Origin of the sequence: Devosia faecipullorum (genome assembly GCF_015158295.1) — a bacterium.
In the GTDB taxonomy this organism is placed as follows: domain Bacteria; phylum Pseudomonadota; class Alphaproteobacteria; order Rhizobiales; family Devosiaceae; genus Devosia; species Devosia faecipullorum.
Genome location: NZ_JACDXV010000001.1, coordinates 211,881 through 236,419, shown reverse-complemented (window position 1 = coordinate 236,419; position 24,539 = coordinate 211,881). Strand labels below are relative to the sequence as shown.

The window sequence follows — 24,539 nt, the reverse complement described above, 5'->3', positions numbered from 1 at the left end:
AAAATCATGCTGATTGACAGCCATTGCCATCTCGATTTCGAGACCCTGACCGCCGATCTGGACGGGATCATGGCACGGGCGGCGGCGGCTGGCGTCACTGGCATGGTGACGGTTTCCACAAGGGTGGATAACTTTTCCACCTATGCCGCGCTGGCGGAACGTTTCAGCAACGTCTGGTGCTCGGTGGGCACCCATCCGCATAATGCAGATCAGGAATTGCACATCGAAACCAGCGACTTGGTGCGGCTAAGTGCCCATGAACGCTGCGTTGCCATCGGCGAGGCCGGTCTCGATTATTTCTACGACAATGCCCCGCGCGAGGCTCAGGCCATCGGCCTGCGCCGCCATATCGCGGCGTCTCGAATCACCAATCTTCCACTGATTATCCACAGCCGCGCTGCCGACGACGACATGGCGGCAATCCTGGAAGAAGAGACCGGGCAGGGGGCTTTTCCCTTTGTTTTACATTGCTTTACGGCCGGAATGGACCTAGCCCGACGGGCCTTGGCCCTGGGCGGCTATATCTCGTTTTCCGGCATCGTGACTTTCAAGAATGCCAAGGAAATTCAAGAGGTTGCGGCCATCGTTCCCGCCGACCGCTATCTGGTCGAAACCGATGCCCCATATCTGGCGCCGATCCCGCATCGCGGTCAGCCCAACGAGCCTGCTTTCGTGCGCCACACGGCGGAAAAAGTTGCGGAAATACGGGGACTTAGCCTCGAACAGCTGGGCACGGAAACCACCAGCAATTTTGGCCGCCTGTTCTCAAAGACCGGCATAAGCTAATGGCGCCGCCGGACCGGATCATCGCCACCATTCTGGGCTGCGGCTCCTCGGGTGGCGTGCCGCGCATCGGCAATGATTGGGGTGCCTGCGATCCCAACGAAATCCGCAATCGCCGCCGCCGCTGTTCCTTGCTCATCGAGGCATGGCGCGACGGAATTGATCAACCAACACGGGCACTTATCGATACCGGCGCCGACGTGCGCGAGCAGCTTCTGGACGCCGAAGTGGACCGCGTCGACGCGGTTTTCTATACCCACGAACATGCCGACCACACCCATGGGATCGACGATCTGCGCGTCCTGGCCTTGCGCAATCGCAAGCGGGTCGACGTCTATTTCACCCATGAATGCGGCGAGCGGCTCCGCGAGGCCTTCGGCTATTGCTTCGCTACGCCCACAGGAAGTGGCTATCCGCCGATCCTCAATGCCAACGACATCGTGCCCGGGGACGAAATTTCCGTCGATGGTCCGGGCGGAACGTTGAAATTACAGGCTTTTCTGCAGCTGCACGGCAATATCGACTCTCTCGGATTCCGCCTGCACAATTTCGCCTATAGCTGCGATCTGTCCGGTTTTCCCGAAAGCTCGCACGAAGCGATCAGCAATCTCGACCTCTGGATCATCGACGCTTTGCGACCAACGCCGCATCCCAGCCATCTCAGTCTTCCAGAAACCCTTGACCTGATCGGGCGTTTCCGTCCGCGCCAGGCCGTGCTGACCGACATGCATATCGACCTCGACTACGCTACAACCGAGGCCGAAACGCCAGACAATGTCACGCCGGCCTTCGACGGCATGCGGATCGACGTTATGACTGGTCAAATCCTCAATCGATAACAGACTTATCCTCGCATGCAGTGGGTATGGTAAAAGCTGAGAACCCCAGCAATTCCTGCAAATTCTTACACATAAATGTTCCATAATATATATTATGCGAATCAGTGATACATGGATTTGCCGGCGTGGTAATCGGCTGTCGTACGCAATCCAATTTGACACTGGCCACAATCCAATTTGGCACTGGGAGCTCATAGCCTGCAGTTGTGGCTAGCCACGAGGCGCCCTAACCTAGCGCCGGTACCCCGTGGGAAGCGTCAGACATGTTCAATTACACAACCAAGGAAACCTTCAGGCGTTTTGCCAACGAACTGCCCTTGAATGAGCAGACGACAATCAAGAGAAGTGCGCAGCAGCGGCAGCCTTCCAACGCGACGTTTCTTTCCCATTCCAGCAAAGATGAGGATCTGGTTGTCGGCGCACTGCGTGTGATCGAGGGGCACGGTGGCGTAGCGTATCTCGACAAGAAGGATCCCACCCTCCCACCCTACACATCAAAAGAGACCGCTAAAACACTGAAGGACCGTATTGGCCAGTGCGGACGTTTTATTCTTCTAGCCTCGGAAAACAGCAAGAACAGTAACTGGGTGCCGTGGGAGCTTGGCATCGCAGACGGGAAAAAGGGACTTGATCGTATTGCGATCTTCCCTGCCGTCGATTCAGGATCGGATACCTGGCCAGAATGGGAATATATGGGACTGTATCCCAAGGTGGTGTGGGGCGACCTCCAGGGGCACAGTGGCTTTCTTTGGATTGTGAGGGACTCCGCCACTAACACTGCGGTTACCCTGTCAGAGTGGTTGCGACGCTAAGATTCTAACCTGGAAAGCCGAAGTAAACCGCGAAGAATGAGAGCTATCGCCTCATCTACGTGGACGGTCCGAGCCAGAGTCTTGATTTCCTCTGGTTGTAGCCCGTTGTTAAAGTCGGAGATGTTGAAAGCATCGAACTGCCTGCGCCCGGGCCATTCCAATGCTTTTCTATCCTGGTCCATCACCCCCATGTCGACCGCAATATCACGTGCACATCCACCGAAGCCGCCCATTAGATAAACTGGCTGCTTTGCGTCCAGTGAGACCACAGTCTCCTCAGCGATGCCTGGCATCCTACCCTTGAACTTGGTCACGCGCCCACCGACCACGACGCGTGCATCGCTTGCCTTCGTCATCACATTGCGCATCGCCGTTAAACTGTCGGACCATACGCGTTCGCTTGCCGACGGCGATGGGTCAGTCGCGAGGTTATCCATCGCAATGTCCATACCGTTCTCGTCTAGGCAATGCAGTTCGCCGACACCCTGAAGCTCGTCCCTCAGTTCGACAAGTTCTTTGGCTGATTTCATGGAATGCACTGGCCAAGAGAGATAGCTAATGACTGCAGGTCGTTTATCCCCGATGTCAGCGTCCCTTCTGTGCCTTGCAACCAGTTCATACAGAAGTTCAGTAAAACCGTTGGCTCGCAGGTCTCCGCCGTACACCAGCCGCGCGCCCATAGCCAGAAAGTGCCCGGCCATCTCCGCCATCGCGTCGTGTAAGTGTTCCTCTGCCAAGCCAAGTTGCGACAGGTCGTCGCTTTCGGAAATCGATATTGCGACGGCCATCTGACTGAGCGGTTCTTTATAGGTCATGGCTTCAATCCCGACTGTGCGATCCACTCCGTCAAACTTCTTAAAACCACTCGCGGGGCAATCAGTTCGAACAGGCGCTGTTCTTCAGACCCGATTGGTGGATCTGGATATACCAGGGTGACAGCGGCGTCGGCGTGCTGGGCTAGGCCAGCGAGGGATATTAGTTCAGGTGGACGCGGTAGAAAGACAGCGCCATCCCCAGCCAACAGCACCCGGCAGCGCCAAAGAAAATCCTTCAGCACTTCATCCAGCAATCGCCCGACCACGAAATCGATACGATCGACAGCGATTGGGTCCATGCGCACCACAGGCACGTTTCCCATGTAAGGAAACCCGCGTTCGTCCACATCAGAGATGCAATTTGCCACGACCAGCGGAACGTTGTGAATCTTAGCCTCGATGATCTCGCGTCTACACCACTCCCTCGAAGAAAAACTGTCGGTATGGATCGCTACGACCGCGCTGACGCGTACTTGGGCAAGCAGCGCGCGACTAAACTTAATTCCTGTCGGAATATCGATCACGTCAAAGAAAGAAGAGAGACCGCCGTTTTCGAATAAGGCCGCGCGGATCGCCTTAGCGATCCTCTGACCATCATTGTCTCGTTTGGAATGGCTAAGGAAAATTTGAACTTTCTTTAGGTAGCTTTGCAGAGCCTCTTCGTCATCCTGTGGACGTTTAAGGCCTTCGAGATAGGTTCGGAGCATGCGACTGAATTGGTAGGTCAGGTCGGAGGTCAGTTTCTGCTGCTTGGCCCCCTGCTCAAGGCCGTCCCATTTGTCCCAGCGAGTTCCCTGTTCTTCGATGCCAACGCGCACCAGCGAAGCATCCATAGCAACGGGAAACACTCGGGCAGATAGCCCAGCCTCGTCACAGGATTGTTCAACCTGCTTGAGCCATCCCATATACGCAGCGTCACCCGCAAAATGTTCGTCGAAAAGGACGACGACAGCGGTCGTATCACCTTCATTCAAGTCTATCGCTATCGGAACGCCGGTACTGGCGTCTGCTTCAAATCTATAGAGAACGCTAAGCCCTGCTCCGCCGGCCACATTCCCATAATGTTCGCGGCGGTAATGCTCGAACAGGTGTCGGGCAAGTTCCCTGCCCTGTTCAAATGCCGGGTGCCAAACAATGTAAACGACTAGAAATGGTCGAGTGGGTGCGGACATTTGGTTGCCTACGCGTTACGGTATCGGCGTTCACGGGTGTTATCGATTAAAAGCGCACTGGCTGCGTTTGCCTGTTCGATGCAGTGGCGTAACGCTGTCTCGTTTGAGGTGATGTGCGACCAGTGAACCCAAACAGCATATCCAGACTTGATGTTGTCGTTTAGGCGCGGGGGCACCTGGACTATCCCATTTGCCGAAACCGGCAATGATGGAAGTTGGACACCTATGAGGCCATGGGCCTTTTGCAGCGATGCGTCGATCTCCCAATCCACATACTTGCGGCCTGCCGTGTTAGAACCCACCAATACGATCGTGCAAGAACTGCCAGTTATGTAGTCTTCACGAATGCGGCGCATAACGTATTGCGGATCGTCGCTGTCTACCCGTCGCTCCAAAGAAGTGTCCGAGATCAATTGATAGTTGTCGTGAAACGTAGTTGTGAAAACGTCGTAGTACGCTTGATCACCACCATGATGATAGCTCACGAACACCTTCCTTCGAATGCTTAAGTCGAGCAGCGACAGCCCCAGTCCGCTCATGTAGTAGCCCCTAACCCTCGAAACTCATATCAGGCTGCAGTAGCCTTCCCGACACATCAGACGCCTAAGATCGGGTTTGAGTAAGAATTAAGCAATACATTTCAGGGAAACGCGCAGCTCACCTGGTTACGGGCCTAAGAAAATTCTCCTCCGCGCCTTGTAAGAGATAAATTACTACCAATTTGTGCATTCGTGTGATATGCAGGATGCATGATGGACATCGAACCCTATTCCGCAGAGCAGAAGCGCCACGTCCGCGAGGTCCAGAACCTGTGGGCGCGGTACGCCCCGCTCATGGCCGAAAGCCGCGACCTGGTCGGTGGCATGCAGTGGAAGACGATCCGTGGAAGGGAATACCTGTACCGCTACGCACCCGATCCGGTGACCAAGAAGAAGCGCTCCACGTCATTGGGCCCACGAACGGCAGAGACCGAAGCGGTCCACGCGCGCTTCATGGAGCGTCGGGCCCTGGTGAAGTTGGACTTGCCGCCGCTAGAGGACGCCGTCGCCACCCAGGCGCGGGTGTCCAAGGCATTGCGCCTCGGTCGGCTGCCGCGGGCGACCGGCGAGTTCCTGACGGTGCTGGACAGCACCGGGATGGCAGCTCACCTAGTGATGACGAGCTCGCTCGCGTTACATGGCTACGAAACGATGTTCGCGCACGAATTGTCCGTGTCCGAGGCCCCTGCCCTGCACTTCATGCTGCTCGACGACGCCATTGCCGACGACTTCTATGGCGAATTGTCGGGCGCGCTGCCTGGGGTTTCGATCGAGGAGAGCCGATCAGGCATGGTCGATCTGGCATTCGGCGACATCGAGTTCGCCGTCATGACGCGATCGCGGCTTCTGCGCGGCCTGGCCAGGAATGGCGACGACGATCAGGTCGAATGCGTCGAGGCCCGGTTGGCCGACGACCATATCGCGACCTTTACGTTCGACCGGTCCGGGCGCCCCGTGCCGATTTCGGTGCCGGATCCGATCACCATGGCGATGATGGCCTGCATCGGCGATCCCGAGGCCGATGTCGGCCCTGCCCTGGCCGAACTGGCCACCCGCAACGGCGACTTCGTCGTGGAGGAGCACGAACTCGAGAAATTTCCCGCGATTGCTGACCGGATAGGCGGCCTCGGCCCCCGTATCTAGGAAAATCCAAGCAGCCATGAACTCGGCCGCGGCCACCCTGCCGGCGGTGCGGAACCCTATTGCCGTAACGGAGGTACGAAATGCCCTCATTCGATACCGAAACAACCAATTCCCGGCCCCTGTCCGCCTCGCTTTCGCTATGGGCGGAGCACCTCGGGGACAAGTCCAGCTCGACGGTGGACTGCTATCTGCGCGATATCCGGCAGATCGCCGCTGCACTGCAGAGCTCGGCGACACCCGACGTGACACCGACCGATCTGCTGAACCTCGGAACTGCGGATCTGGAGGCACTGGTGGCGCAATGGTCGGCGGAGGCACCCTCGACGGCCCGGCGGCGCCTTGTCTCGCTGCGGAGGTATTCGCTTTGGCTGGCGGCGAGCACAGGTGCCACCGGTCATCTGCTGTCCGCGACCTTTCCGAAAATCGACGTCCCTGTGGCCCCGCCGGTGCACCTTGAAAACCTCGAGATCCTGCTGTCCTCCAGCGGTGGTGCCCGCGACTGGGTTTCGCTCCGTGACGAAGCGATCCTGACGCTGGTGCTCGAGCGCGGCCTGACCACCGGCGAGCTCTCCAACGGGAGCTGCGAGCACCTGGCCGGGCGTCTCATGCTGATTTACCGGACCGACTGCAGGCTTCGCCTGGTGGAGCTGACCGAACGGGCCATGGCCGCGATCGACGCCTATCGCGAGCAATGCCCTTATCCGTTCGAGGACGGAGGACCGCTCTGGCGAAATCTCGAGGGTGGACGGATGTCGTCTCGCTCCCTGCAGCAGATGCTGCGCCGGCGGCGCGCCATGGCGGATTTGCCCGAATACGTCGTCGCCGGAGCCTTCCGTCGCAACCGTATCCGCGAGCTCGCCGCCTCCGGGATGCCAGTCGACCTGATCGCCGAACAGATGGGCATCGTGGCCGAAACGGTCCTGGTGCACCTGCGCGACGGATAACGCCTCGGAAACCACCACGACAGATCCACCCCTCCACCGGCATTGGCGTGAGGATCCCGTAAACCCTTGCCGCCTCATTGTTCATCCGCTCGAGGGCCGCAGAGTCCGCAGCACAGGGACGTCAGCCATGGTCAGTCAGAATAACAGCTGGGAAAACGAGCAGGTCGAAACGTTGGCCGAGAACTGGGAGCAGCTCGCTCCCGGTATCCAACGGTTTCGCCTGCCCGGCAACGAGCCGGTTCGCCGGATCATCACGGGTCGTCGTGCCGGTAAGGTCGGTGCCTTCTGGAGCTGGAAGAACCGAGCCCATGTCGCCCACGAATCCTCGGGCGAGGAGCATTGTGCTCGCGTCCTCGAGGTGCATCCCGACGTCACCGCGTACTTCGGCCAGCCCGAGCAGATCCGTTTCCAGGTCGAAGGCGAGAGGCGCCCGGTGCGCTATACCCCCGATTTCCTGATCCGGTTCGGCAGCCGAGAACTGCGCGTCGAATACAAGTTCTATGACGACATCCGCCCGCCCCGGCCAGACAGCGACCATGATGAAGCCGGCTGGTACCGCTTCGCGAAGGCCGAAAAGACGCGTCGCCGTCTGGCGCTGGTGGCAATGGCTTACCGCGACTGCGGGATCGACTGGCAGCTCTTCACCGAGCGCGATCTCGATGCCCTGGCCAGCCGCGCGACCGTCGACGAGATCGTGGCCAATGCCGGTCGCCCGTTGGAGCCTGCCGACCTGGCGCGCCTTGTCTCGTTTCTGGCGGCGGCTCCCGGACACACTGCCAGCATGGCCGATTGCTGCATGCAGCTGGAAGCCTCCGAATTCCCCAGGGGCGACGTGCTGGCCCGGATGCCCGAGCGCCTGGTGTCGATCGACCTGCATGAAACGATCGGCGACGACACGCCGGTAACGCTGCTGGAGGCCGCCCGATGAACGACCTCAGTACCGACCGCGCAGGCGGCGAAGTCCCGGTCCACCATTCCACGCTCGACGACCTGATGGCGGACGACCTGCGCGAAAACGACATCGTCATGATCGACGACGTGTCGCACAAGTTCCTGCTCAAGGTGCCGCACGGGCCCCACGTATTCTGGAACGGCGGCGAAAACCGCGAGGAGCGTTACGGCACCGTCGAACTGTTGAACCTGATGGCGGCGGATCGCTATTTCCGCCCGGGTCGTTCGGGCCCGGTGTTCCGTGATGACGGCGCAGAGCAGGAGCATCGTGACCGCATCAAGGTCGCCTTCAACGCATTCCCTCAAGAGGGCCGCCTAAAGGCGAAGGGCAAGTTCCTGTTCGTCGCCAAGTACAGGCAGCTGCTCGGCGAAAAGGGAGGCGTCTTCCCCCGCAACGAGGATAACGCCGCCGAAGTCATCAAGTCGGTCCTCACCGATGTTGCCAACGGGGAAGCCGGGACGGAAGGCGTGATCCTGCCCAGGAAGGTCTCGCCGCGCACCGTGCTCCGCTGGATCGCGAAGGAAGAAGCGCTCGGGCTACAGGAGTCCGGGTTGCTGCACGGCAATTCGGTGACGCCACGGCCCCATGTAATCCCGCGCACCGTATATGAGATCATCGCGGCCAAGATCCGCGTGATGGTCGGGGTCTCCCACAAGTTCGGACCCACGAAGATCCTCATCATGGTCAAGGCCGCCATCGACGCCCATAATCTCGAACACGGAACGTCCCTGCCTTACCCGTCGATCTCCACGGTCCAGGACCAGTACCGCCGCTACGATGCCTGGATTCGCCTGGCGCGTGAAAAGGGTGTCGCCGCCGCAGATCTCGAATATGGCGCCATCGGCAAGCTGCCGCGTCCGGAGCGTATCCTCGACTTGGTCGAGATCGACCACCACAAGTTCGACCTGCATCCGGTCACCGGTGACCTGGGCCAGACCGACCTCGGTCTTGAGCTCGCCAAGGGCGGTCTCGACCGCTTCTGGGTTTGCTTGGCACTTGATGTGCACTCGGGATATCCGCTTGGATTCGCCATTACCTTCGAGCCGGGCGGGCTAATCCCCGCCGTCATGTGTATCGACCATGCGGTCCGCCCCAAGACCTACGTGTCCGAGCGTTGGCCGGACATCAAGGGCGATCTCCTGGGCTTCGGCAAGCCGGTCAAGGTTCGTTACGACAATGCCAAGGAGTTCGTCAGCCTGCAGCTCCAGCAGAACCTGGCCCGTATCGGCGTCGGCTTTGAGTTGGCAATTCCCGGTCGACCGAACAGCAAGCCTTATGTCGAGCGCCACTTCGGCACGATCGAACGCGACTTCGTCCATTGGCTCAAGGGCTCCATGGGCGCCAACATCGGCGAGAAGGGCGATCGCCGCCCGCAGCGCGAGGCCGCCGTCAATCTCGATGACTTCCAGATGCTGTTCCATCAGTACCTGATCGAAGTGCTCGCCCGCCGACCGCAGGAGGGTCTCGACTGGGACACTCCGGAACAGCGATGGGTTCGCGGCGCGAGCAGCCCGTCGCACCGTCCGCGCCCGCTGACGACCTATGAGAAGTCGCGTTGGGATGTCGTCACGACCTTGGAGCTGGATCTCAACGCGACGCGTGATGGCATCCGCTGGAAGAACCTCTTCTATCAGTCTACCGAGCTGCAGAAGCTCCGCCGTTTCGGTGGACTGTCCGGCCAGCGCACCAATGGCCCGACGCCGGTCACCGTTCGCATTCCCCTGCTCGACATCGGCAAGGCATACGTGGCCGTTCCCAGGAACACTCCCGGCTTCCCGGACGGCGGCGAGATCGTCGTGCCGGCCACCAACCCGCATTCCCATGGACGGACCATGTGGCAGCATCAGGCGGTATGCGACTGGCTCCGCTCCAAGAAGCGTCTTGCTACCAATGCCGCCGACTATGAAATCGGCTTCCTTACCCTGTTCCGCAACGCCATGGTGGCGATGGGAATGGATACGGATGGCGATGGCGGCAAGGTCACCTTGACCGGAGGCCAGGCACCCAGGTTCACCGGTGTCTATCTGGCAGGCGCAGCGCAGCCTGCAATGGCCAGGGTTCGGGAGACCATGGACCGATACGATCTGCTCGCGGAATTTGCGGCGGGCGGTGGCAAGGAAAATAGCCTTGCAGATCTGGAAGACACGACAGTTCCGGAGCCCGAAACGCAGACGTCAAGCGAGCAGGACAGCGGTGCTGGGAGTGAAGCCGACTGGGGTGCCGCCGCTTATGACGAGGACGAGCAATGACGAGCGAAAATGCGTCCGACGACGCGGTCAAGAAGACCGGGCCGACCAAGGGCGAAATGTCCACCTGGGATATCGACCGGCGGCTCAAGCGCATCAACCAGATCTATATCCTTCACCGCCAGGTGGTGAAGGCGCGGCAGGCACTGGATTTTTCTTGGGATTACGCACTGCGGCTTCACGAAGGGAGCACGTCGTTCATCATAGGCAACAGCCGCTGCGGAAAGACCCAGACGTTGCGCCGCTTCATTCGGGACAAAATCGGCAAGCCCATGCCGAACGGCAGGTCCACGAGCTCGGTCTATCTTGAGGGAAACGGCAATCGCATTGTTTTCCTCGACTGCACCAACGGCGCCACTCCCTTGCAAGCATCGATATCCATGCTGGCCGACCTCTTCCAGTACCGGCTGACGGTGAGGGAAAACCAGGCAAGCGAGAAGGTGATCCACTTCTTCGGCAAGGCCAAGATCGACATGTTCATCATCGACGAAGGCCAGAAGATGATCGCCCGAGGCACGGGTGCCGCCGCGGAGAAGTTCGCCAACTGGTTGCTTTCTCTGGAGAACGCACGCCTGTTCCGGGTGGTCGTCGCAGGCAGCCCCGACCTCCAGCTGCTTATGGATAGCCACCCGACCATCCGCGACCGAAAAGACAGTTTCATCGAGATCGAACCGTTCGCCCACAAGACAGCCGCTGACCGGGCCGCATTCCGCAAGTTCCTCCGTGAGTTCGACGTGGAGATGCCCTTCTTGACTACCCCGCTATCCAACCCGAAGCTCGACGATGCGTTCTTCTTCGCCACCCGGGGGCGTCCGGGGCGACTGTCCAAGCTGGTCGAGAAGGCGACGATATTTGCGTTCCAGGCCAAGAAGGACGTCATGCCGGTGACCTTGGAAATCGCACATCTCAAGCAGGCGTTCGACATGACGTTCCTGCAGGAGAGCAGAATGCACGGCATAAACCCTTTCGATCATAAGGGTGACCTCCCGACCGTGCCACGCAATCAGGCGGAGGAACAGGTAGAGCCTTTCGAGATACCGGCGGTCACCAAGCGCAGGCGACAGCGTGCGAGTAAGATTGCCGGATGACGATGGAGCCTGACGTATTCCTGGAGCCATGGCGCACACCCGCTGTGTTTTACCACGATGAGGACATTTGCTCTCTCGTCGCGCGCATGGCGGCGATGGGTGCCATGTCGGTTCGTGATTTCGTGGTCAGGTATCTTGGGCAGAAAGAACTCGATCCGGCCCATCTCCCCTTCAACCTCACCGCCGTGACGCGCTTGGCGATCTTATCCGGAAATCCCTTGGAAGACCTGCTAGCGAATGCGATCGGCGGGACAAGCGAAGCGCCTGGTGATATTCGGCACCGAGGGTTGTTCCGGGGCGTGAAGATGCATCAGGCCTGGATAGGAACGCAGAAGCGCATCGCGCCGGGAAAGCTCCTTGCCGATGGAGACGACCCGTATGTACGATTGGCATGGCGATTCCCCGCGCTGCCTTGCGATATCGAGACCGGCGAGATGCTGGTTACCCGCTGTCCCCGCTGTGTCGAACAGCTCAGGTGGGAAGCAACGGAAGTTGCCTTCTGTCATTCCTGCCGCTTCGATCTGCGCCAAGCGCGCCAGGCATACGCGGACGGGGAGACGTTACAAGCGACACGGACCCTGGCAGGTCCGCTGGGGTTAGGCGAGAAGGCACTTGCCGGCCAACCTCTGGATCTTCCGCCCCCGTTCGGTGATCTGACGCTTGAGCAGCAGGTGAAGGTGTTGGGATGGTGCGCCCAGCTGGACGGAATGCTGCGGAGAACCGGGACGTCTTCCAGCTTTCTGAACGCGGTCGTCGGACTGCGTGTTGCCCAGCAGTGGCCGCAGGCAATGTCCGAGCTGGTGATCCTGACGGCACGGCAATCGTGGGAAACGGACGAAAAGGCCCTTCTAGTCTTGCCCCACCTGGTGAAGACGTTGCAGGTGGGTGAGCTCAAGAAGTCCATCTTGCCGCAAGCTATCGAGCTGATGCGCCTCGCCATCAAGGATAGGGGCAAGCCCCCCTCGACAGGCAGGCCTGCCCAATACGTCGATATTTGAGACCGGTCAGTCGAAACCCGCCAGCCATGTCCTGACGCGCTCCATGGCATTGCCTTCGAGACGATAGACCTTGCTCTTGGCTACGACGGTCGATGACACGAAACCCGTTGCCTCGAGATCTCGAAGCCAGCGATCAGTGGCGTGGATATGCCCGGACACGTGCGGACTGAGTTCGAACGCCGTTCGCGGCTGTACGCGTAGCAATTCCAGGATGCGCCGGCTGGGCGGGTGCCCCAAGGCAAGGAAAGCGGCATTCTCATAGACATAGTCGGGGTCATTCGGCAGCGGCGCCGGGAATTCCGAATTGAACATGAGAGAGCTACCTGTGCAGAAAGCACGTAGCCTGCATCAATCCCCTCAGCATTTGATTAAAGTGTTCTCGTTCTGCCACGCGTTGATTCTCCGCGTAGTGCCAAAATCTGACCGCAGGTCTCCGCGCAGTGCCAGACTAGGCTGCGGTAGTGCCAAATTGGCCCATCAGAGCGGGCCCGGTCTCGTGGGATTTAGCATAGACCCCAGTGCCAGATTCAGTCCGGTGCGACATCGGCCTTCAGCATCTCCCCCTGCGTTTTGCTACAGTGTCCGCAGCGATTCACAGGACGATTCCCATGCAGCCTTCCCGCGATATTTCCCGCCTCATCGAAATCATGGCGGCGCTCCGCAATCCGAATGGTGGTTGTCCTTGGGACCTGGAGCAGGATTTTCGTTCGATCCGCCACTACACGATCGAGGAAGCATATGAGGTCGCCGACGCGATTGAGCGCGAGGATTTCTCCGATCTCCGCGAAGAACTTGGCGACCTCTTGTTGCAGCCGATCTATCACGCGCAGATGGCCAAGGAAGCCGGTCATTTCGACATTGGCGACGTCGTCTATGCCATCACCGAGAAACTGATCCGCCGGCATCCGCATGTGTTCGGCGATGTGGTGGCCGATGGCGCCGTTGATGCGCAGGAGCGCTGGGAAGCGATCAAGGTGCGTGAACGGGCCGCCAAGGCCGAGCGCAAAGGCGAAGCGGAACCGTCGCTGCTCGACGACGTGCCGCAAGTGCTCCCTGCCCTTGCCCGCGCTGAAAAGCTGACCAAGCGCGCCGCCAAGGTGGGGTTCGATTGGCCCGATCTGACGTCCGTCCGTGCCAAGGTTAGCGAAGAATTGGCGGAAGCTGCCGAAGCTGAGGCTCAAGGCGATGAGGCGGCGCTGCGCGAGGAAATCGGCGATCTGCTGTTCGCGGTCGCAAACCTGGCTCGCAAGGCTGGGTTCGACCCGGAGGCAGCATTGCGGGATGCCAATAGCAAATTTACCCGCCGGTTCCATCACGTCGAGGCGCGATGTCGCGAGGATAATATCGAGCCGGCAATGGCCGGGCTTGAGCGGCTGGATCGCTATTGGAACGAAATACGGATGCGCGACAAGGATCAGTGATCGGTCGCGGCGATCCGGCCGTTGAACCGTTCCAGGAATTCCGTCCGGTGCCGGGGATCGATCCTTACCACGAAATCGGACCCATGCTCGGTCGGCTCCTGCCGCGAAATTACTTCGGCATGGCTGTGGAGCCAGCCGATATCGCTCCCTGCCGTGTGCGGAACATGGACGTGATAGGTCCGGCTTTGTTCGCCTAGCGCCTTTTCGATGTCCAGCAGCAGTGCGGGTATGCCCTGCCCGGTATGGGCTGAGACCGGGATTGCGGCCATGACTTTGCCGGCCGGCACCGCCGCGGCGATCGTCAGGGTGGCATCTTCCAGAAGATCGACCTTGTTCCAGACCTCGATCATGGTGGTGGTTTCAGACGACACGCCCAGTTCCTCGAGCACGCCCAGAACGTCCTGGGCCTGTGCCGCGTGGTCGGGATTGGCAATGTCGCGGACATGCAGGACGATGTCGGCGTCGATAACTTCTTCCAGCGTGGCGCGGAAGGCGGCGACGAGGTCATGTGGCAGATCAGCGACGAAACCCACCGTATCGCTCAGCATCACTTCGCGGCCATGGGGCAGTTCGATCTTGCGCACCGTGGTATCGAGCGTGGCGAAGAGCAAATCTTCGGCAAACACCCCTGCTCCCGTCAGTCTGTTGAAAAGGCTGGATTTTCCGGCATTTGTATAGCCGACCAGCGCGACGACTGGAATTTGCGCCCGCGTCCGTTGCCGGCGCTGCTGGGCGCGGGTCTTTTTGACCTTTTCGAGCCGGTCTTCCAACAAGGCAATACGGTCGCCAATCTGGCGGCGGTCGCTTTCGATCTGGGTTTCGCCCGGACCGCCCATGAAGCCCATGCCGCCGCTGCCGCGCTGGCGCTCCAGGTGGGTCCAGGAGCGCACCAGGCGCCCCTTCTGATAGTTGAGATGGGCCAGTTCGACCTGCAGAACGCCTTCGCGCGTTGCCGCCCGCTCGCCGAAAATTTCGAGAATGAGCGCCGTGCGATCGAGCACCTTGACGCCGATTTCTCGTTCGAGATTACGCTGCTGGATGGGTGAAAGCGCAGCATCGACCAGGAGGAGCTCGATATCGTCCGCTTTGACTCGGTCAGCAAGGGTTTCGACATGGCCCGCGCCCAGATAGGTGGCGGGCTTGACCTCGCGCACTTTCAGGATTTCGGAAAAGATTACGTCCAGCCGAATGGCACCGGCCAGTCCTTCAAACTCGGACAGGCGGGAGTCTATGTCGTGACGCGAAGAGTTTCCGCGAACATCAGGACAGACGAGCCCGGTCCTCGTCGGCATGGATTGCCGATCGATATAGGGCTTGGGACCGCCCGGGACGGCGCCCCCATCCTCGTCATATTCGCCCATGAAAACCGTCAGTCGTGGTCGTTGTTTTGCTCGGGATCGAACAACTGGATCGGCGCGCCGGGCATGATGGTGGAAATGGCGTGCTTATAGACCAGTTGCGACTGCGCATCGCGGCGCAGCAACAGGCAGAAATTGTCGAACCAGGTGATTACACCCTGCAGCTTGACGCCGTTGACCAGAAAGATGGTGACCGGAACCTTCTGCTTCCTGACGTGATTGAGAAAGGAATCCTGCAGGTTTTGCTGCTTTTCGCTAGCCATTTGTGGCCTCTTTTGCCGCGGCATTGATTGTCGCTGTTGTCGTCGCAATCACTTGCGCCCGGCGCTTACGGACTGCCGCACAGTCCCTAAGGTCCGGAATTATCAAGCGTTCGGCACTATGGCACAGAAGCGTGAACCTGCCTACCCGCCGCAAACGCATGGCACCAAGGTATTTCTGCGCCGCCTAGAGTCCCAGCGACTTGATCTTGCGATGTAGCGCGCTGCGTTCCATGCCCACGAATTCGGCAGTCCTGGAGATATTGCCGCCAAATCGCTCGATCTGTGCCAGCAGATATTGCCGCTCGAACACTTCGCGAGCCTCGCGCAGCGGCAGGCTCATCAGATGCGCCGACGCGTCCGTGTCCCCGACCGTGGGCAGCACTTCGCCGATATCGGACGGCAACATGGTGGCGGTGATAACACCGTCTTCGGGCTGCTGATCCTTCATCAAGATGAGCAGGCGTTCGATGGAATTTCGCAGTTGGCGCGCATTGCCCGGCCATTCCTGGGCCTGCAAGACCGCCATGGCGTCGTCGCCGATGGTCAGCCGCTGCAGATTGTGCATGCGGCAGACCTGGTCGATGAATACCGAGACCAGCGGCGGCACGTCTTCCCGGCGGTCGCGCAGAGGCGTGAGCGGCAGCGGAACGATGGAAAGCCGGTGGAAAAGATCGGAACGGAATTCACCGGCCTCGATCTGTGCGGCGACGTTCTGAGAACTCGAAGCGATAATGCGGACATCGATGGGCACGGCCTGGGAACCGCCTACGCGGTGAAAGCGGTTTTCCACCAGAGTGCGGAGCAGCGTCGTCTGCACCTGCTGGGGCAGCGTCGTCACTTCGGAGAGGTAGAGCGTGCCGCCATGGGCACGTTCCAGGGCGCCGACCTCCACCTTGAGCAGGCCGTTCTTTTCCCTGGCCTCACGACCGAAGAGCACGACTGGAACTTCATCGGGCGCGTAGAGCGAGGCGTTGATTTCCACAAAGGGCGCATTGGTGCGCGGGCTGCGTTGGTGAATGAGGCGGGCCACGAGGCCTTTGCCGGCGCCCGAGGGACCGGAGACGAATATCCGAGAATTGGTCGGCGCGGACTTGTCGATGATCGCCCTGACCTGCTGGAGGGCCGGGGAATTTCCCGCCATGTCCACGCTTTTGCTGGCCGAGCGTTCCTTAAGTTCCGCCACTTCGGTGCGCAGGCGCGTAGCCTCCATGGCCCGCTGAGTGATGTGCAGCAGCCGGTCGATCTTGAATGGCTTCTCGATATAATCATAAGCGCCACGGCGAATGGCGGAGACGGCGGTCTCGACGTTGCCGTGGCCGGAGATCATCACCACCGGCATGTCGGGATGCTGGCTCTGGAACACGTCGAGCAATTGCAGCCCATCGAGGCGTGAGCCCTGCATCCAGATGTCGAGAAACACCAGGCTCGGACGGCGCCGCGCAATCTCGTTGAGACCGCTATCGGCGTCTTGAGCCTGCCGCGTTTCGAAGCCCTCATCCTCAAGGATGCCCGCGATCAGGTCGCGGATGTCATCCTCGTCGTCGATAATCAAAATATCCAAAGCCATTTATTTATGAACAATCGCGGCAGCCCGCGACTCCTCCTGTTGGGACGGAATTGCTTCTGCCGATGCAGAATCGCCCGCGCTGGTGGACTTTGCAGGTGAATGCAAAGGAAGGGTGAAAGTAACGCATGCCCCGACCCGACCCTGTGGATCCGGTTCGGCGTCGATGAGTTCGACGATACCGCCGTGTTGCTCGATGATCCTCGCGACAATGGCCAGCCCCAGGCCGGTGCCTTTCTCTCGGGTCGTCATATAAGGCTCGAGCAGGCGCTGGCGATTGTCGCCAGGCCAGCCCTTGCCATTGTCGGAAACCGCAATGCGGGCGTGGTTGTCTTCGATATGGGCTTCGACTGTGATCGTCGGCTGCCAGCCATCGGAGAGAGAAATGCCCTCGAATGCTTCGACGGCGTTTTTTATCAGGTTGGTCAGAACCTGCGACACGAGGCGGTTGTCGAACCAGGCGTGGATCGCCTCCTCAGGCAGGAGCGTGACAATATTGACCTCTGGGAGGCGCACACTTTCAAGGAACACCGCCTGGCGGATCGTATCGCTCAGGTCGGCCGTCTCCGGCGCTGATTCCGGCATGCGGGCAAAGGCGGAGAATTCATCGACCATGCGGCCGATATCTCCCACCTGCCGCACGATCGTGTTGATACATTTGTCGAAAACTTCGCGGTCATCGTCCAGCTTGTTGCCGTAGCGGCGGCGCAGGCGTTCCGCCGACAATTGGATGGGCGTCAAAGGGTTCTTGATCTCATGGGCAATGCGTCGCGCCACGTCAGCCCAGGCGCTGGTGCGCTGCGCGGATTCGAGGTCGGTGATGTCGTCGAATGTCAGTACATAGCCCTTCGATTCGGTGATCGAGCCCTCGCGCGTCAGTTGCACCTGATAGATGCGGCGATTGGTTTCGTTGCCGAGCTGGATCTGATCGCGCACCTGCCCCCGGCGGGCAGAACGGGTTTTTTCCATCGTTGGGCCGATTTCGGGCAGGATGGCCTCCATGCGCTCGCCCATGAGCTCGATCTCGGTCTTTCCCAGCATTTCGCAGGCGCGCGCATTAACGAGGGTGATGGCGCCAAAGGGATCGAGGCCGATAATGCCGGCCGACACGCCCTCCACCACCGCCTCAGTGAATTGGCGCCGCTTCTCGTTCACCTCATTGGCCTTGAGCAATTCCTCGCGCTGCGTCTTGAGCTGCTGCGTCATGCGGTTGAAGCCGTTGCTGAGATCGCGCAGGTCGCCCCTGCCCTCCTGCACCGGCACTTGCACGTCAAGGTCGCCGCCGCTGACGCGCCGCGAGGCGATCATGAGGTTGCGGATGGGATCGACGAATCGATTGGCCAGCGCGATGCCGATCCACAACGCCGCCAGAAGCAACACCACGGCGAGGCCGACATACATGATGGTAAAGGTGATCTGGAACACCAGGCGGTTCGACGCATATTCTCGGTATTCCGTTATATTCTCATCGGTTAGCCGCATATATTGAAGCACTTCCGCTTCCACCGGCCGGGCGACGAACAGATAGGTTTCGGTATAGCCGCGCAGCTTGACCACAGAGCCGACCAGATTTGTCGAACCCGGCGCGATGGCGGTTGGCACTCCTTCGATGACCCCTTGCGTGATGCCGTCAGGCAGGCGTGGATAGGCGCCGGCGACGTTGATCTGGGCCCGGATCAGCGTATTGCCGTTCTGGTCGATCAGCGATGTGAAGGGCAGCGAACGGGTCACCGCAAGAGCTGTAAGGATGCGCTCGAAGCGGGCGGGATCGCTCTCGAAAGTACTGTGCGCCTGCTCCAGTTCGGTCGCGACCCAGATGATGTCGTCGCGCAGCACCTGGGCATGTTCGAGCATGTAGGATCGGGCGACGAGCCGCGAGCTTTCCACCATGGCGCGGGTGCGTTCCGAGAACCATTGATCGAGCCCCTGATTGAGGGAAATCGTGGCGACCACAGCCACCAGCACGGCGGGCACCGTGGCGACAAAGGCGAACATGGTGACCATCCGCAATTGCAGTCCAGAGCCGGGAGCGTGGCGCGCCCGCGCCTGCAACAGCAGCACGGCCTCGGTGACGACCAGCGCGATCACCAGCAGGACCAGGATACCAGTGGCGATCCAGATAATGGTCCAGATGACCGCCGAAGGCTCGATGCCAGTGGTTCCAGACAGGATGAGGAACGATATTGTGGACATCAGCACCGAGGCAGAGACCACCACAAAGCCGAGGATGCGCAGGGAGCGGTTCTGCTCCCAGCCCAGCAGCGGCGGACGCCATGGCCGTATTGATGCCGCGCGACCGACTGCCTGTTCGTCCGTGGGCGAGACCAGATCGGTCATAAAAGCCTATTCCTCCGCTTCGTCAGCGTGCCGATCCAGCACCAAACCTTTCCAATCCTGCCCCCGCTATGGAGGGAGCAAAGATGGAACGCGAAGCCTGACCCAATTCGCCTAAGCCTTCAAGACAAATGTTGCCAAAATGTGACACCGGCAAGCGAGACCCTAGTCAAGCTATGCGCCCCTACCCGATCCGCTTCTGCCCTGCTTTAGTTTCATAACGAACCCGATCACTTCGGCGACGGCCTTGAAATGCTCGGTCGGCACCGTGTCGTCCACGTCCACGGCGGCGAAAAGGGCGCGGGCCAGCGGTGGATTTTCAACGATGGGAACGTCATGCTCATTGGCAAGTTCGCGGATTCGCAGCGCAATGGCATCGGCGCCCTTCGCCACGCATTTCGGCGCGCTCATCGACTTGTCGTATTTGAGTGCGACGGCATAGTGGGTAGGGTTGGTGATGACCACTGTGGCGTCGGGTACGGCAGCCATCATGCGCTGCCGCGACCGCTCCTGACGCAGTTGCCGGATGCGACCCTTTACATGAGGATCGCCTTCCATCTGTTTGTATTCCTCACGAGTTTCCTGAACGGTCATCATCTGTCGCTTCCACCATTTCTGGCGCACATAGAAATAGTCGGCGGCGGCCACGGCGGTGATGATCGCCAGGGTGGCGGCAAATATCTTGATGCCAATCTCCTGAAAATCGAGCAAGATGAACAGAGGATCGGCGGTCATCATGGTGTCGAGCCGGTCGCGCTCGGGCCAGCAGACCACCACCACGACCGTGCCCACAACGCTGATCTTGAACAGGCCCTTGCCGAAATTGACCAGCGCATCGCTGGAGAACAGGCGCTTAGCGCCGGAAAGCGGCGAGATTTTCGAGAACTTTGGTGTTATCGGCTCGGCGGACCAGACCGGTCGATGCTGAATCAGATTGGCAACGATGCCGCAGGTGTAAAGCACCGCCAGCGGCGCCAAGACGATCGCCAGCAGATTGAGTGCCAACCCATTGAAGAAATCGGAAAAACCCGAACCGCTGAGATCAAACTGGTCGGCGTTCATGATGACCAGGCTTAGCGAAGCGCTCAGATTCGCGCTCACCCATGGGGCCAGCCCGGTGAACACGATGGCCGAGCCGAGCAACATGAACCAGGTCGTCACCTCCTGGCTTTTGGCGACATCACCCTTCTTGTGCGCATCCTCGAGCTTTTTCTGGGACGGATCTTCTGTTTTGGAGTCTTTGTCGGGCGCTTCGGACGACATGGATCACCCCCTCCACATTGCCAGATGATTTTCGAAGGCGGTGAGATACCAGCCCATCATCATGGTCAGCAAAACGGCAAAGAGAAGCAGGCCGACGATGATATTTGCCGGCATGAGCACGAAATAAACCTGCAATTGCGGCATAAGGCGCGCCAGGATGCCGGCTCCGAGGTTGAACACAAGGCCGAAGACGACGAAAGGCGCAGCCATCTGCACGCCGACGGTGAATGCGGCGGCTAAGGTGCGAATGGCCATCTGCATTGCGTCCTCGATCATCAGCGGATCGGTGGGGGAAAACACCATATAGCTGTCATAAATGGCCGCCAGCGCGACGTGATGCAGGTCGGTCGCAAAGATCAGCGTCACGCCGAGGAACGACAGGAAGCTGGCGAAAACCGCGCTCTGCATGCCGCTCATGGTCGGATCCGCTGTCATGGCACCGGAAAGTCCGGTCTGAAAGGCGACGACGGCGCCGGCTAATTGCGTGGCCATGACCGTGAGGCGTATTATGGCCCCGATCATCAGGCCAATAGCCAGTTCATGGCCTAAAATCCCGATCATGCCGTCAAGCGCGGCGGGCATGGCCGGCATGAGGTCACTCAGCAGCGGGAACAGCACCAGCGTGAAGGCCAGCGCGAAGCTCAGGCGCAGGCGCATCGGGATCATCTGCTCTCCAAGCGCAGGCAGAAGCATTATCATGGCGCCGATGCGCGCGAAGAGAATGATATAGGTAAAGGCCATGGCCGGGAGCCAGTCCAGGCTCAGGGTCACCTCAAGAGCCCATGATGATCATGTCGACTACCCGGTCCATATAGGCGGCCATGGTTGCGCCCAGGAATGGCAAAGCAATGAGCATGGTGATGAAGATGGCGATGATCTTGGGCACGAAAACCAGGGTCATTTCCTGGATTTGCGTCAGGGCCTGGAACAGGGCGATCACGACGCCGACAATCAGACCCACCAGCATCATCGGCAGGGACACGATAAGAAGCGTCCAGATGCCCTGCGTCGCGATGTCGAGCACTTCTGCGCCGGTCATGGCCTAGGGTCCGTTGGAATCACCAGCATAGATTATACCCCTGCCACGTCCTTTCTACCGCCGCAGGCGCTACATACCCACTAATATGGATGGGGTGCGGGGCGCTCAGATCGGCATCCGCATGATTTCTTCATAGGCGGAGATGACTCGGTCCCGGATGGTGACCATGCTTTCGATGGCCATTTCGGTCTCGGACAGGGCCGTGACCATGTCCACGACATTGGCCTTGCCGCTGACCATGTCCATTGCCATCTGGTCCGACACCTTGCCCTGATCGATCACGCCCTGGACATTCTGCGCCAGAAGATCGGCGAAGCTGTTGCCGCCAATGTTGGCCTTGGCGGTAAGGTCGGTCGCCGGCTTTGCGGCCTGATTGATCAGGCGGCTGGCATTGCCATAGGCGGCGGTTGCGGCGTTGAACGGGGTAGTAGTAGCCATGGAGAGCTTCCCTGAACCGATCAGCCGCGCAGGATGTCGAGCGTGCGCCCGAGCATCTGGCGGGTTACGGTGACGACGTTGAGATTGGCCTCGTAGCTGCGCTGGGCCTCGCGCATGTCCACCGTCTCGATCAGCGTGTTGACGTTGGGATATTGAACAAAACCGGCGGCGTCGGCGGCCGGGTGGCCCGGCTCGTAGCGCGACGAGAAATCGCTCATGTCATAGGCGAGGCGTCCTACCTCGACGACACGCCCGCCAATCTCGTGATCCAGCACCGTCTGGAAGGTGGGGATGCGGCGGCGATAGGGCTCATCGCCCGGCGCCTTGCCGGCGGAATCGGCGTTGGCGATGTTTTCGGCAATGACGCGCATGCGTGCGGTCTGGGCCTGAAGGCCGGTCGCTGCGATGCGGAGGGAAGAATTAAAATCCACAAATCAATCCCTTAGGCGTTCTTTCCCAGCGCGACGCGCAGGATGCGGATGGATTTCTGGTACAGCGACGTGGCGGCCTGATAATCCATCATATTGGTGGTGACCTTCATCATCTCTTCCTCGAGTGTGACGCCATTGCCTTCCGGCGTGATCTCGAAATTGGCCATGCGCTGGGCGTCGAACCCGCCGGCGCCGGAGGAAACGGAAAAGTGCATCGGCTGCGTCACCAGCGTCGAAACGCTGGCGGAACTCATTGCGGCGAAGGACGAATTTGCGTCATATTGCTTGAGGTCGCGTCCTCGATAGCCGGGCGTCTCGGCATTGGCGACATTCTCGGCCAGCAGGCCCTGGCGGGTCTGGTGCCAGCGCATCTTGTCGGTCAGCGCCGAGAAAACCGGCATATCCATGAGGCCCATGGGCCGACCTCCAAACGAGTCCTTAATGGGCAAATTCTGCCCAGTCATGGTTAAGTATTGGTTAACAACCTGCCAGCACCGCGCGAAACATGCCTCGCATTTTGCACATTGCATCGGCTAATTAGGCAATAAGTGCCGACCAGGATTCGGCCGCGGCTCGCTGTCGGTGGCCCTGACGGCGTATAAGGCAACGCATTTATCTGCGGACGCAGTGGGAGCTTTGATTCGTGCAGTTCATTACCGGCCTTTTTGGCGATAGCGGCGCCACCATCCTGACCATGCTTTTCGCGCTCGCGGCGGTCATCGCGCTGATCCTGCTGGTGGTCTGGCTGCTCAAGGTCGTCTTCAAGGTGTCCAGCACTGGCGCGCGCGGGCGAAACAGAAGGCTGGCGGTGGTGGACACGCTGGTTCTGGACCAGAAGCGGCAATTGCTGATCGTCCGGCGCGATAATGTCGAACACCTTATCCTGACCGGCGGGCCGCAGGACGTGGTCGTGGAAACCGGCATCGCGATTGCGGAGGGGCCAGCGGCCCTGCCAGCGCGGCGTACGGCCACTATCCCCGCGCCTGCCGCGCAACACCCTGCCCTTGCCTCTGTGCCTTCCGCTCCCGCTCCAATTGTAGAAACGGTGCGCCCCGCCGCCCCCTTTCCCAAGGCCGAGCCGGGGACCCTCCTGGAAGAATTGCAGCAGGCGGGTCATTCCGGTGCGCGCAAGACCAGGGTTTCACTGCGCAAGACCGGCCTGATGCGCCAGGGCGCCGCCACGGAGCGGCCTGAATCCGGGCAAAACCCGGACATTTCGGCCGAGACCGCCGCCGACTCAGCTAATGAAGTCGGCAAGGGCGGGATCAGCGAAGGCGCGGCGCTTGAAAAGCAGGACGGAAACGAGGCAAATCGCGGCTGAGCCCGCGCGAAAGCGCTGGCTGCGCTGGGCTCCGTTTCTTGCCGCCGGCTTCCTAGTGCTAGCCCTGACCGCACAAGGTCAGGCCCAGGATCTTTCCATCGATTTCGGCGACGAAACGACGCTGACCGAGCGGGCCGTCCAGCTCATCGGGCTTATTACCCTGTTGTCGCTGGCGCCATCCATTCTGGTAATGGTCACCAGCTTCACCCGCATCGTGGTGGTGCTGTCGCTGCTGCGCACGGCAATAGGCCTGCAAACGGCGCCGCCCAATTCGGTTATGGTGTCGCTGGCGCTGTTCCTGACACTGTTCATCATGCAACCTGTGCTGCAGCAAAGCTACGATCAGGGCATTGCCCCACTGATAGCGGGGCAGATCGAGTTTGCCGAGGCCTTCGAGGCAAGCGCCGCGCCAGTGCATGAATTCATGCGCAGCAATGTGCGCGACAAGGATCTGGAGCTGTTCTACGACCTGACCGCCGCTGAACCGCCCGACGAGCCCGAAGCCATTCCCCTGCAATTGTTGATTCCGGCCTTCATGATCTCGGAGCTGCGCCGCGCCTTCGAGATTGGCTTTCTCCTGTTTCTGCCCTTCGTCGTCATCGACATGGTGGTGGCATCGGTTTTGATGAGCATGGGCATGATGATGCTGCCGCCCGTGGTCATCTCCCTGCCCTTCAAGCTGATCTTCTTCGTACTCGTGGACGGCTGGTTCCTCGTCGCCGGTTCACTGGTCCGCAGTTTCACGGGGTAATACAGGCGCGCTGCCGTCCATGCCG

Annotated in this window: 26 protein-coding genes; 12 read left to right on the top strand and 14 right to left on the bottom strand. The window is 60.0% G+C overall.

Annotated elements, in window-relative coordinates:
- Positions 1-6: 6 nt before the first annotated feature.
- The 3 genes from H0482_RS01155 to H0482_RS01145 all read left to right on the top strand — a co-directional run bounded on the left by H0482_RS01155 (position 7) and on the right by H0482_RS01145 (position 2,434).
- The gene (locus H0482_RS01155) at positions 7-786 is read left to right on the top strand and encodes a TatD family hydrolase (protein WP_193728200.1); all 780 of its coding nucleotides are present in this window, start codon (positions 7-9) and stop codon (positions 784-786) included.
- A complete protein-coding gene (locus H0482_RS01150) occupies positions 786-1,622 on the top strand; it encodes an MBL fold metallo-hydrolase (RefSeq protein WP_193728199.1) in 837 nt (278 codons plus the stop codon). The genes H0482_RS01155 and H0482_RS01150 overlap by 1 nt, the downstream gene beginning before the upstream one ends.
- Before the next feature lie 263 nt (positions 1,623-1,885).
- Complete coding sequence (locus tag H0482_RS01145) at positions 1,886-2,434, top strand: toll/interleukin-1 receptor domain-containing protein (RefSeq protein ID WP_193728198.1); 549 nt, start codon at positions 1,886-1,888, stop codon at positions 2,432-2,434.
- Here the strand turns inward: H0482_RS01145 and H0482_RS01140 are convergent.
- The 3 genes from H0482_RS01140 to H0482_RS01130 are packed head-to-tail and all read right to left on the bottom strand — an operon-like array spanning position 2,431 to position 4,960.
- Complete coding sequence (locus tag H0482_RS01140) at positions 2,431-3,249, bottom strand: hypothetical protein (protein ID WP_193728197.1); 819 nt, start codon at positions 3,247-3,249, stop codon at positions 2,431-2,433. The genes H0482_RS01145 and H0482_RS01140 overlap by 4 nt on opposite strands.
- Positions 3,246-4,421, bottom strand: coding sequence for a toll/interleukin-1 receptor domain-containing protein (locus tag H0482_RS01135; protein ID WP_193728196.1), 1,176 nt, complete (start codon positions 4,419-4,421; stop codon positions 3,246-3,248). Before H0482_RS01135 ends, H0482_RS01140 begins: the two co-directional genes overlap by 4 nt.
- An 8-nt stretch (positions 4,422-4,429) precedes the next feature.
- Complete coding sequence (locus H0482_RS01130) at positions 4,430-4,960, bottom strand: TIR domain-containing protein (RefSeq protein WP_193728195.1); 531 nt, start codon at positions 4,958-4,960, stop codon at positions 4,430-4,432.
- Between the two features lie 210 nt (positions 4,961-5,170).
- On the opposite strand from H0482_RS01130, the gene H0482_RS01125 reads away from it, so the two are divergent.
- The 6 genes from H0482_RS01125 to H0482_RS01100 all read left to right on the top strand — a co-directional run bounded on the left by H0482_RS01125 (position 5,171) and on the right by H0482_RS01100 (position 12,331).
- Positions 5,171-6,103, top strand: coding sequence for a nucleotidyltransferase family protein (locus H0482_RS01125; protein WP_193728194.1), 933 nt, complete (start codon positions 5,171-5,173; stop codon positions 6,101-6,103).
- An 80-nt stretch (positions 6,104-6,183) separates the two neighbouring features.
- Positions 6,184-7,047, top strand: a complete 864-nt coding sequence (locus H0482_RS01120; protein WP_193728193.1) for a site-specific integrase — start codon at positions 6,184-6,186, stop codon at positions 7,045-7,047.
- A 127-nt stretch (positions 7,048-7,174) separates the two neighbouring features.
- Entirely contained in the window at positions 7,175-7,975 is an 801-nt protein-coding gene (locus tag H0482_RS01115; protein ID WP_193728192.1) for a TnsA endonuclease N-terminal domain-containing protein, read from the top strand.
- On the top strand, positions 7,972-10,248 hold the full coding sequence (locus tag H0482_RS01110; protein ID WP_193728191.1) for a DDE-type integrase/transposase/recombinase: 2,277 nt from the start codon (positions 7,972-7,974) through the stop codon (positions 10,246-10,248). The genes H0482_RS01115 and H0482_RS01110 overlap by 4 nt, the downstream gene beginning before the upstream one ends.
- Positions 10,245-11,333: an AAA family ATPase gene (locus H0482_RS01105; protein WP_193728190.1), complete on the top strand. Its 1,089-nt coding sequence runs from the start codon at positions 10,245-10,247 to the stop codon at positions 11,331-11,333. Before H0482_RS01110 ends, H0482_RS01105 begins: the two co-directional genes overlap by 4 nt.
- Positions 11,330-12,331 (top strand): hypothetical protein, encoded by a 1,002-nt coding sequence (locus H0482_RS01100; protein WP_193728189.1) that lies wholly within the window; start codon positions 11,330-11,332, stop codon positions 12,329-12,331. The genes H0482_RS01105 and H0482_RS01100 overlap by 4 nt, the downstream gene beginning before the upstream one ends.
- Before the next feature lie 6 nt (positions 12,332-12,337).
- Here H0482_RS01100 and H0482_RS01095 read toward each other — a convergent pair whose 3' ends face one another.
- A complete protein-coding gene (locus tag H0482_RS01095) occupies positions 12,338-12,643 on the bottom strand; it encodes an ArsR/SmtB family transcription factor (protein ID WP_193728188.1) in 306 nt (101 codons plus the stop codon).
- A gap of 296 nt (positions 12,644-12,939) precedes the next feature.
- Between H0482_RS01095 and mazG the strand changes: the two genes are divergently transcribed.
- Positions 12,940-13,752 (top strand): nucleoside triphosphate pyrophosphohydrolase, encoded by an 813-nt coding sequence (gene mazG / locus H0482_RS01090; RefSeq protein WP_193728187.1) that lies wholly within the window; start codon positions 12,940-12,942, stop codon positions 13,750-13,752.
- Here the strand turns inward: mazG and hflX are convergent.
- The 10 genes from hflX to flgB all read right to left on the bottom strand — a co-directional run bounded on the left by hflX (position 13,746) and on the right by flgB (position 22,858).
- The gene (hflX, locus tag H0482_RS01085) at positions 13,746-15,113 is read right to left on the bottom strand and encodes a GTPase HflX (RefSeq protein WP_193728186.1); all 1,368 of its coding nucleotides are present in this window, start codon (positions 15,111-15,113) and stop codon (positions 13,746-13,748) included. The two genes, mazG and hflX, sit on opposite strands and share 7 nt — an antisense overlap.
- Before the next feature lie 8 nt (positions 15,114-15,121).
- Positions 15,122-15,373 (bottom strand): RNA chaperone Hfq, encoded by a 252-nt coding sequence (hfq, locus tag H0482_RS01080; RefSeq protein ID WP_056307782.1) that lies wholly within the window; start codon positions 15,371-15,373, stop codon positions 15,122-15,124.
- 184 nt (positions 15,374-15,557) lie between these two features.
- Positions 15,558-16,940, bottom strand: coding sequence for a nitrogen assimilation response regulator NtrX (ntrX, locus tag H0482_RS01075; protein ID WP_193728185.1), 1,383 nt, complete (start codon positions 16,938-16,940; stop codon positions 15,558-15,560).
- The gene (locus H0482_RS01070) at positions 16,941-19,274 is read right to left on the bottom strand and encodes a sensor histidine kinase NtrY-like (RefSeq protein WP_193728184.1); all 2,334 of its coding nucleotides are present in this window, start codon (positions 19,272-19,274) and stop codon (positions 16,941-16,943) included.
- 171 nt (positions 19,275-19,445) lie between these two features.
- Positions 19,446-20,534: a flagellar biosynthesis protein FlhB gene (flhB, locus tag H0482_RS01065; RefSeq protein WP_193728183.1), complete on the bottom strand. Its 1,089-nt coding sequence runs from the start codon at positions 20,532-20,534 to the stop codon at positions 19,446-19,448.
- Positions 20,535-20,537: 3 nt separating this feature from the next.
- A complete protein-coding gene (gene fliR, locus H0482_RS01060) occupies positions 20,538-21,305 on the bottom strand; it encodes a flagellar biosynthetic protein FliR (RefSeq protein ID WP_330998157.1) in 768 nt (255 codons plus the stop codon).
- 1 nt (position 21,306) lies between these two features.
- Positions 21,307-21,573 carry a flagellar biosynthesis protein FliQ gene (gene fliQ, locus H0482_RS01055; protein ID WP_193728182.1) on the bottom strand — a complete coding sequence of 89 codons (267 nt, stop codon included), beginning with the start codon at positions 21,571-21,573 and terminating at the stop codon, positions 21,307-21,309.
- Positions 21,574-21,678: 105 nt separating this feature from the next.
- Complete coding sequence (locus H0482_RS01050) at positions 21,679-22,011, bottom strand: flagellar hook-basal body complex protein FliE (protein ID WP_193728181.1); 333 nt, start codon at positions 22,009-22,011, stop codon at positions 21,679-21,681.
- 20 nt (positions 22,012-22,031) lie between these two features.
- Complete coding sequence (gene flgC / locus H0482_RS01045; RefSeq protein WP_193728180.1) at positions 22,032-22,442, bottom strand: flagellar basal body rod protein FlgC; 411 nt, start codon at positions 22,440-22,442, stop codon at positions 22,032-22,034.
- Positions 22,443-22,453: 11 nt separating this feature from the next.
- A complete protein-coding gene (gene flgB, locus H0482_RS01040; RefSeq protein WP_193728179.1) occupies positions 22,454-22,858 on the bottom strand; it encodes a flagellar basal body rod protein FlgB in 405 nt (134 codons plus the stop codon).
- Positions 22,859-23,085: 227 nt separating this feature from the next.
- Between flgB and H0482_RS01035 the strand changes: the two genes are divergently transcribed.
- Together H0482_RS01035 and fliP are read left to right on the top strand one after the other, a co-directional pair.
- On the top strand, positions 23,086-23,763 hold the full coding sequence (locus H0482_RS01035) for a flagellar biosynthetic protein FliO (protein ID WP_193728178.1): 678 nt from the start codon (positions 23,086-23,088) through the stop codon (positions 23,761-23,763).
- Complete coding sequence (gene fliP / locus H0482_RS01030) at positions 23,753-24,514, top strand: flagellar type III secretion system pore protein FliP (RefSeq protein WP_330998205.1); 762 nt, start codon at positions 23,753-23,755, stop codon at positions 24,512-24,514. The genes H0482_RS01035 and fliP overlap by 11 nt, the downstream gene beginning before the upstream one ends.
- Positions 24,515-24,539 lie beyond the last annotated feature (25 nt).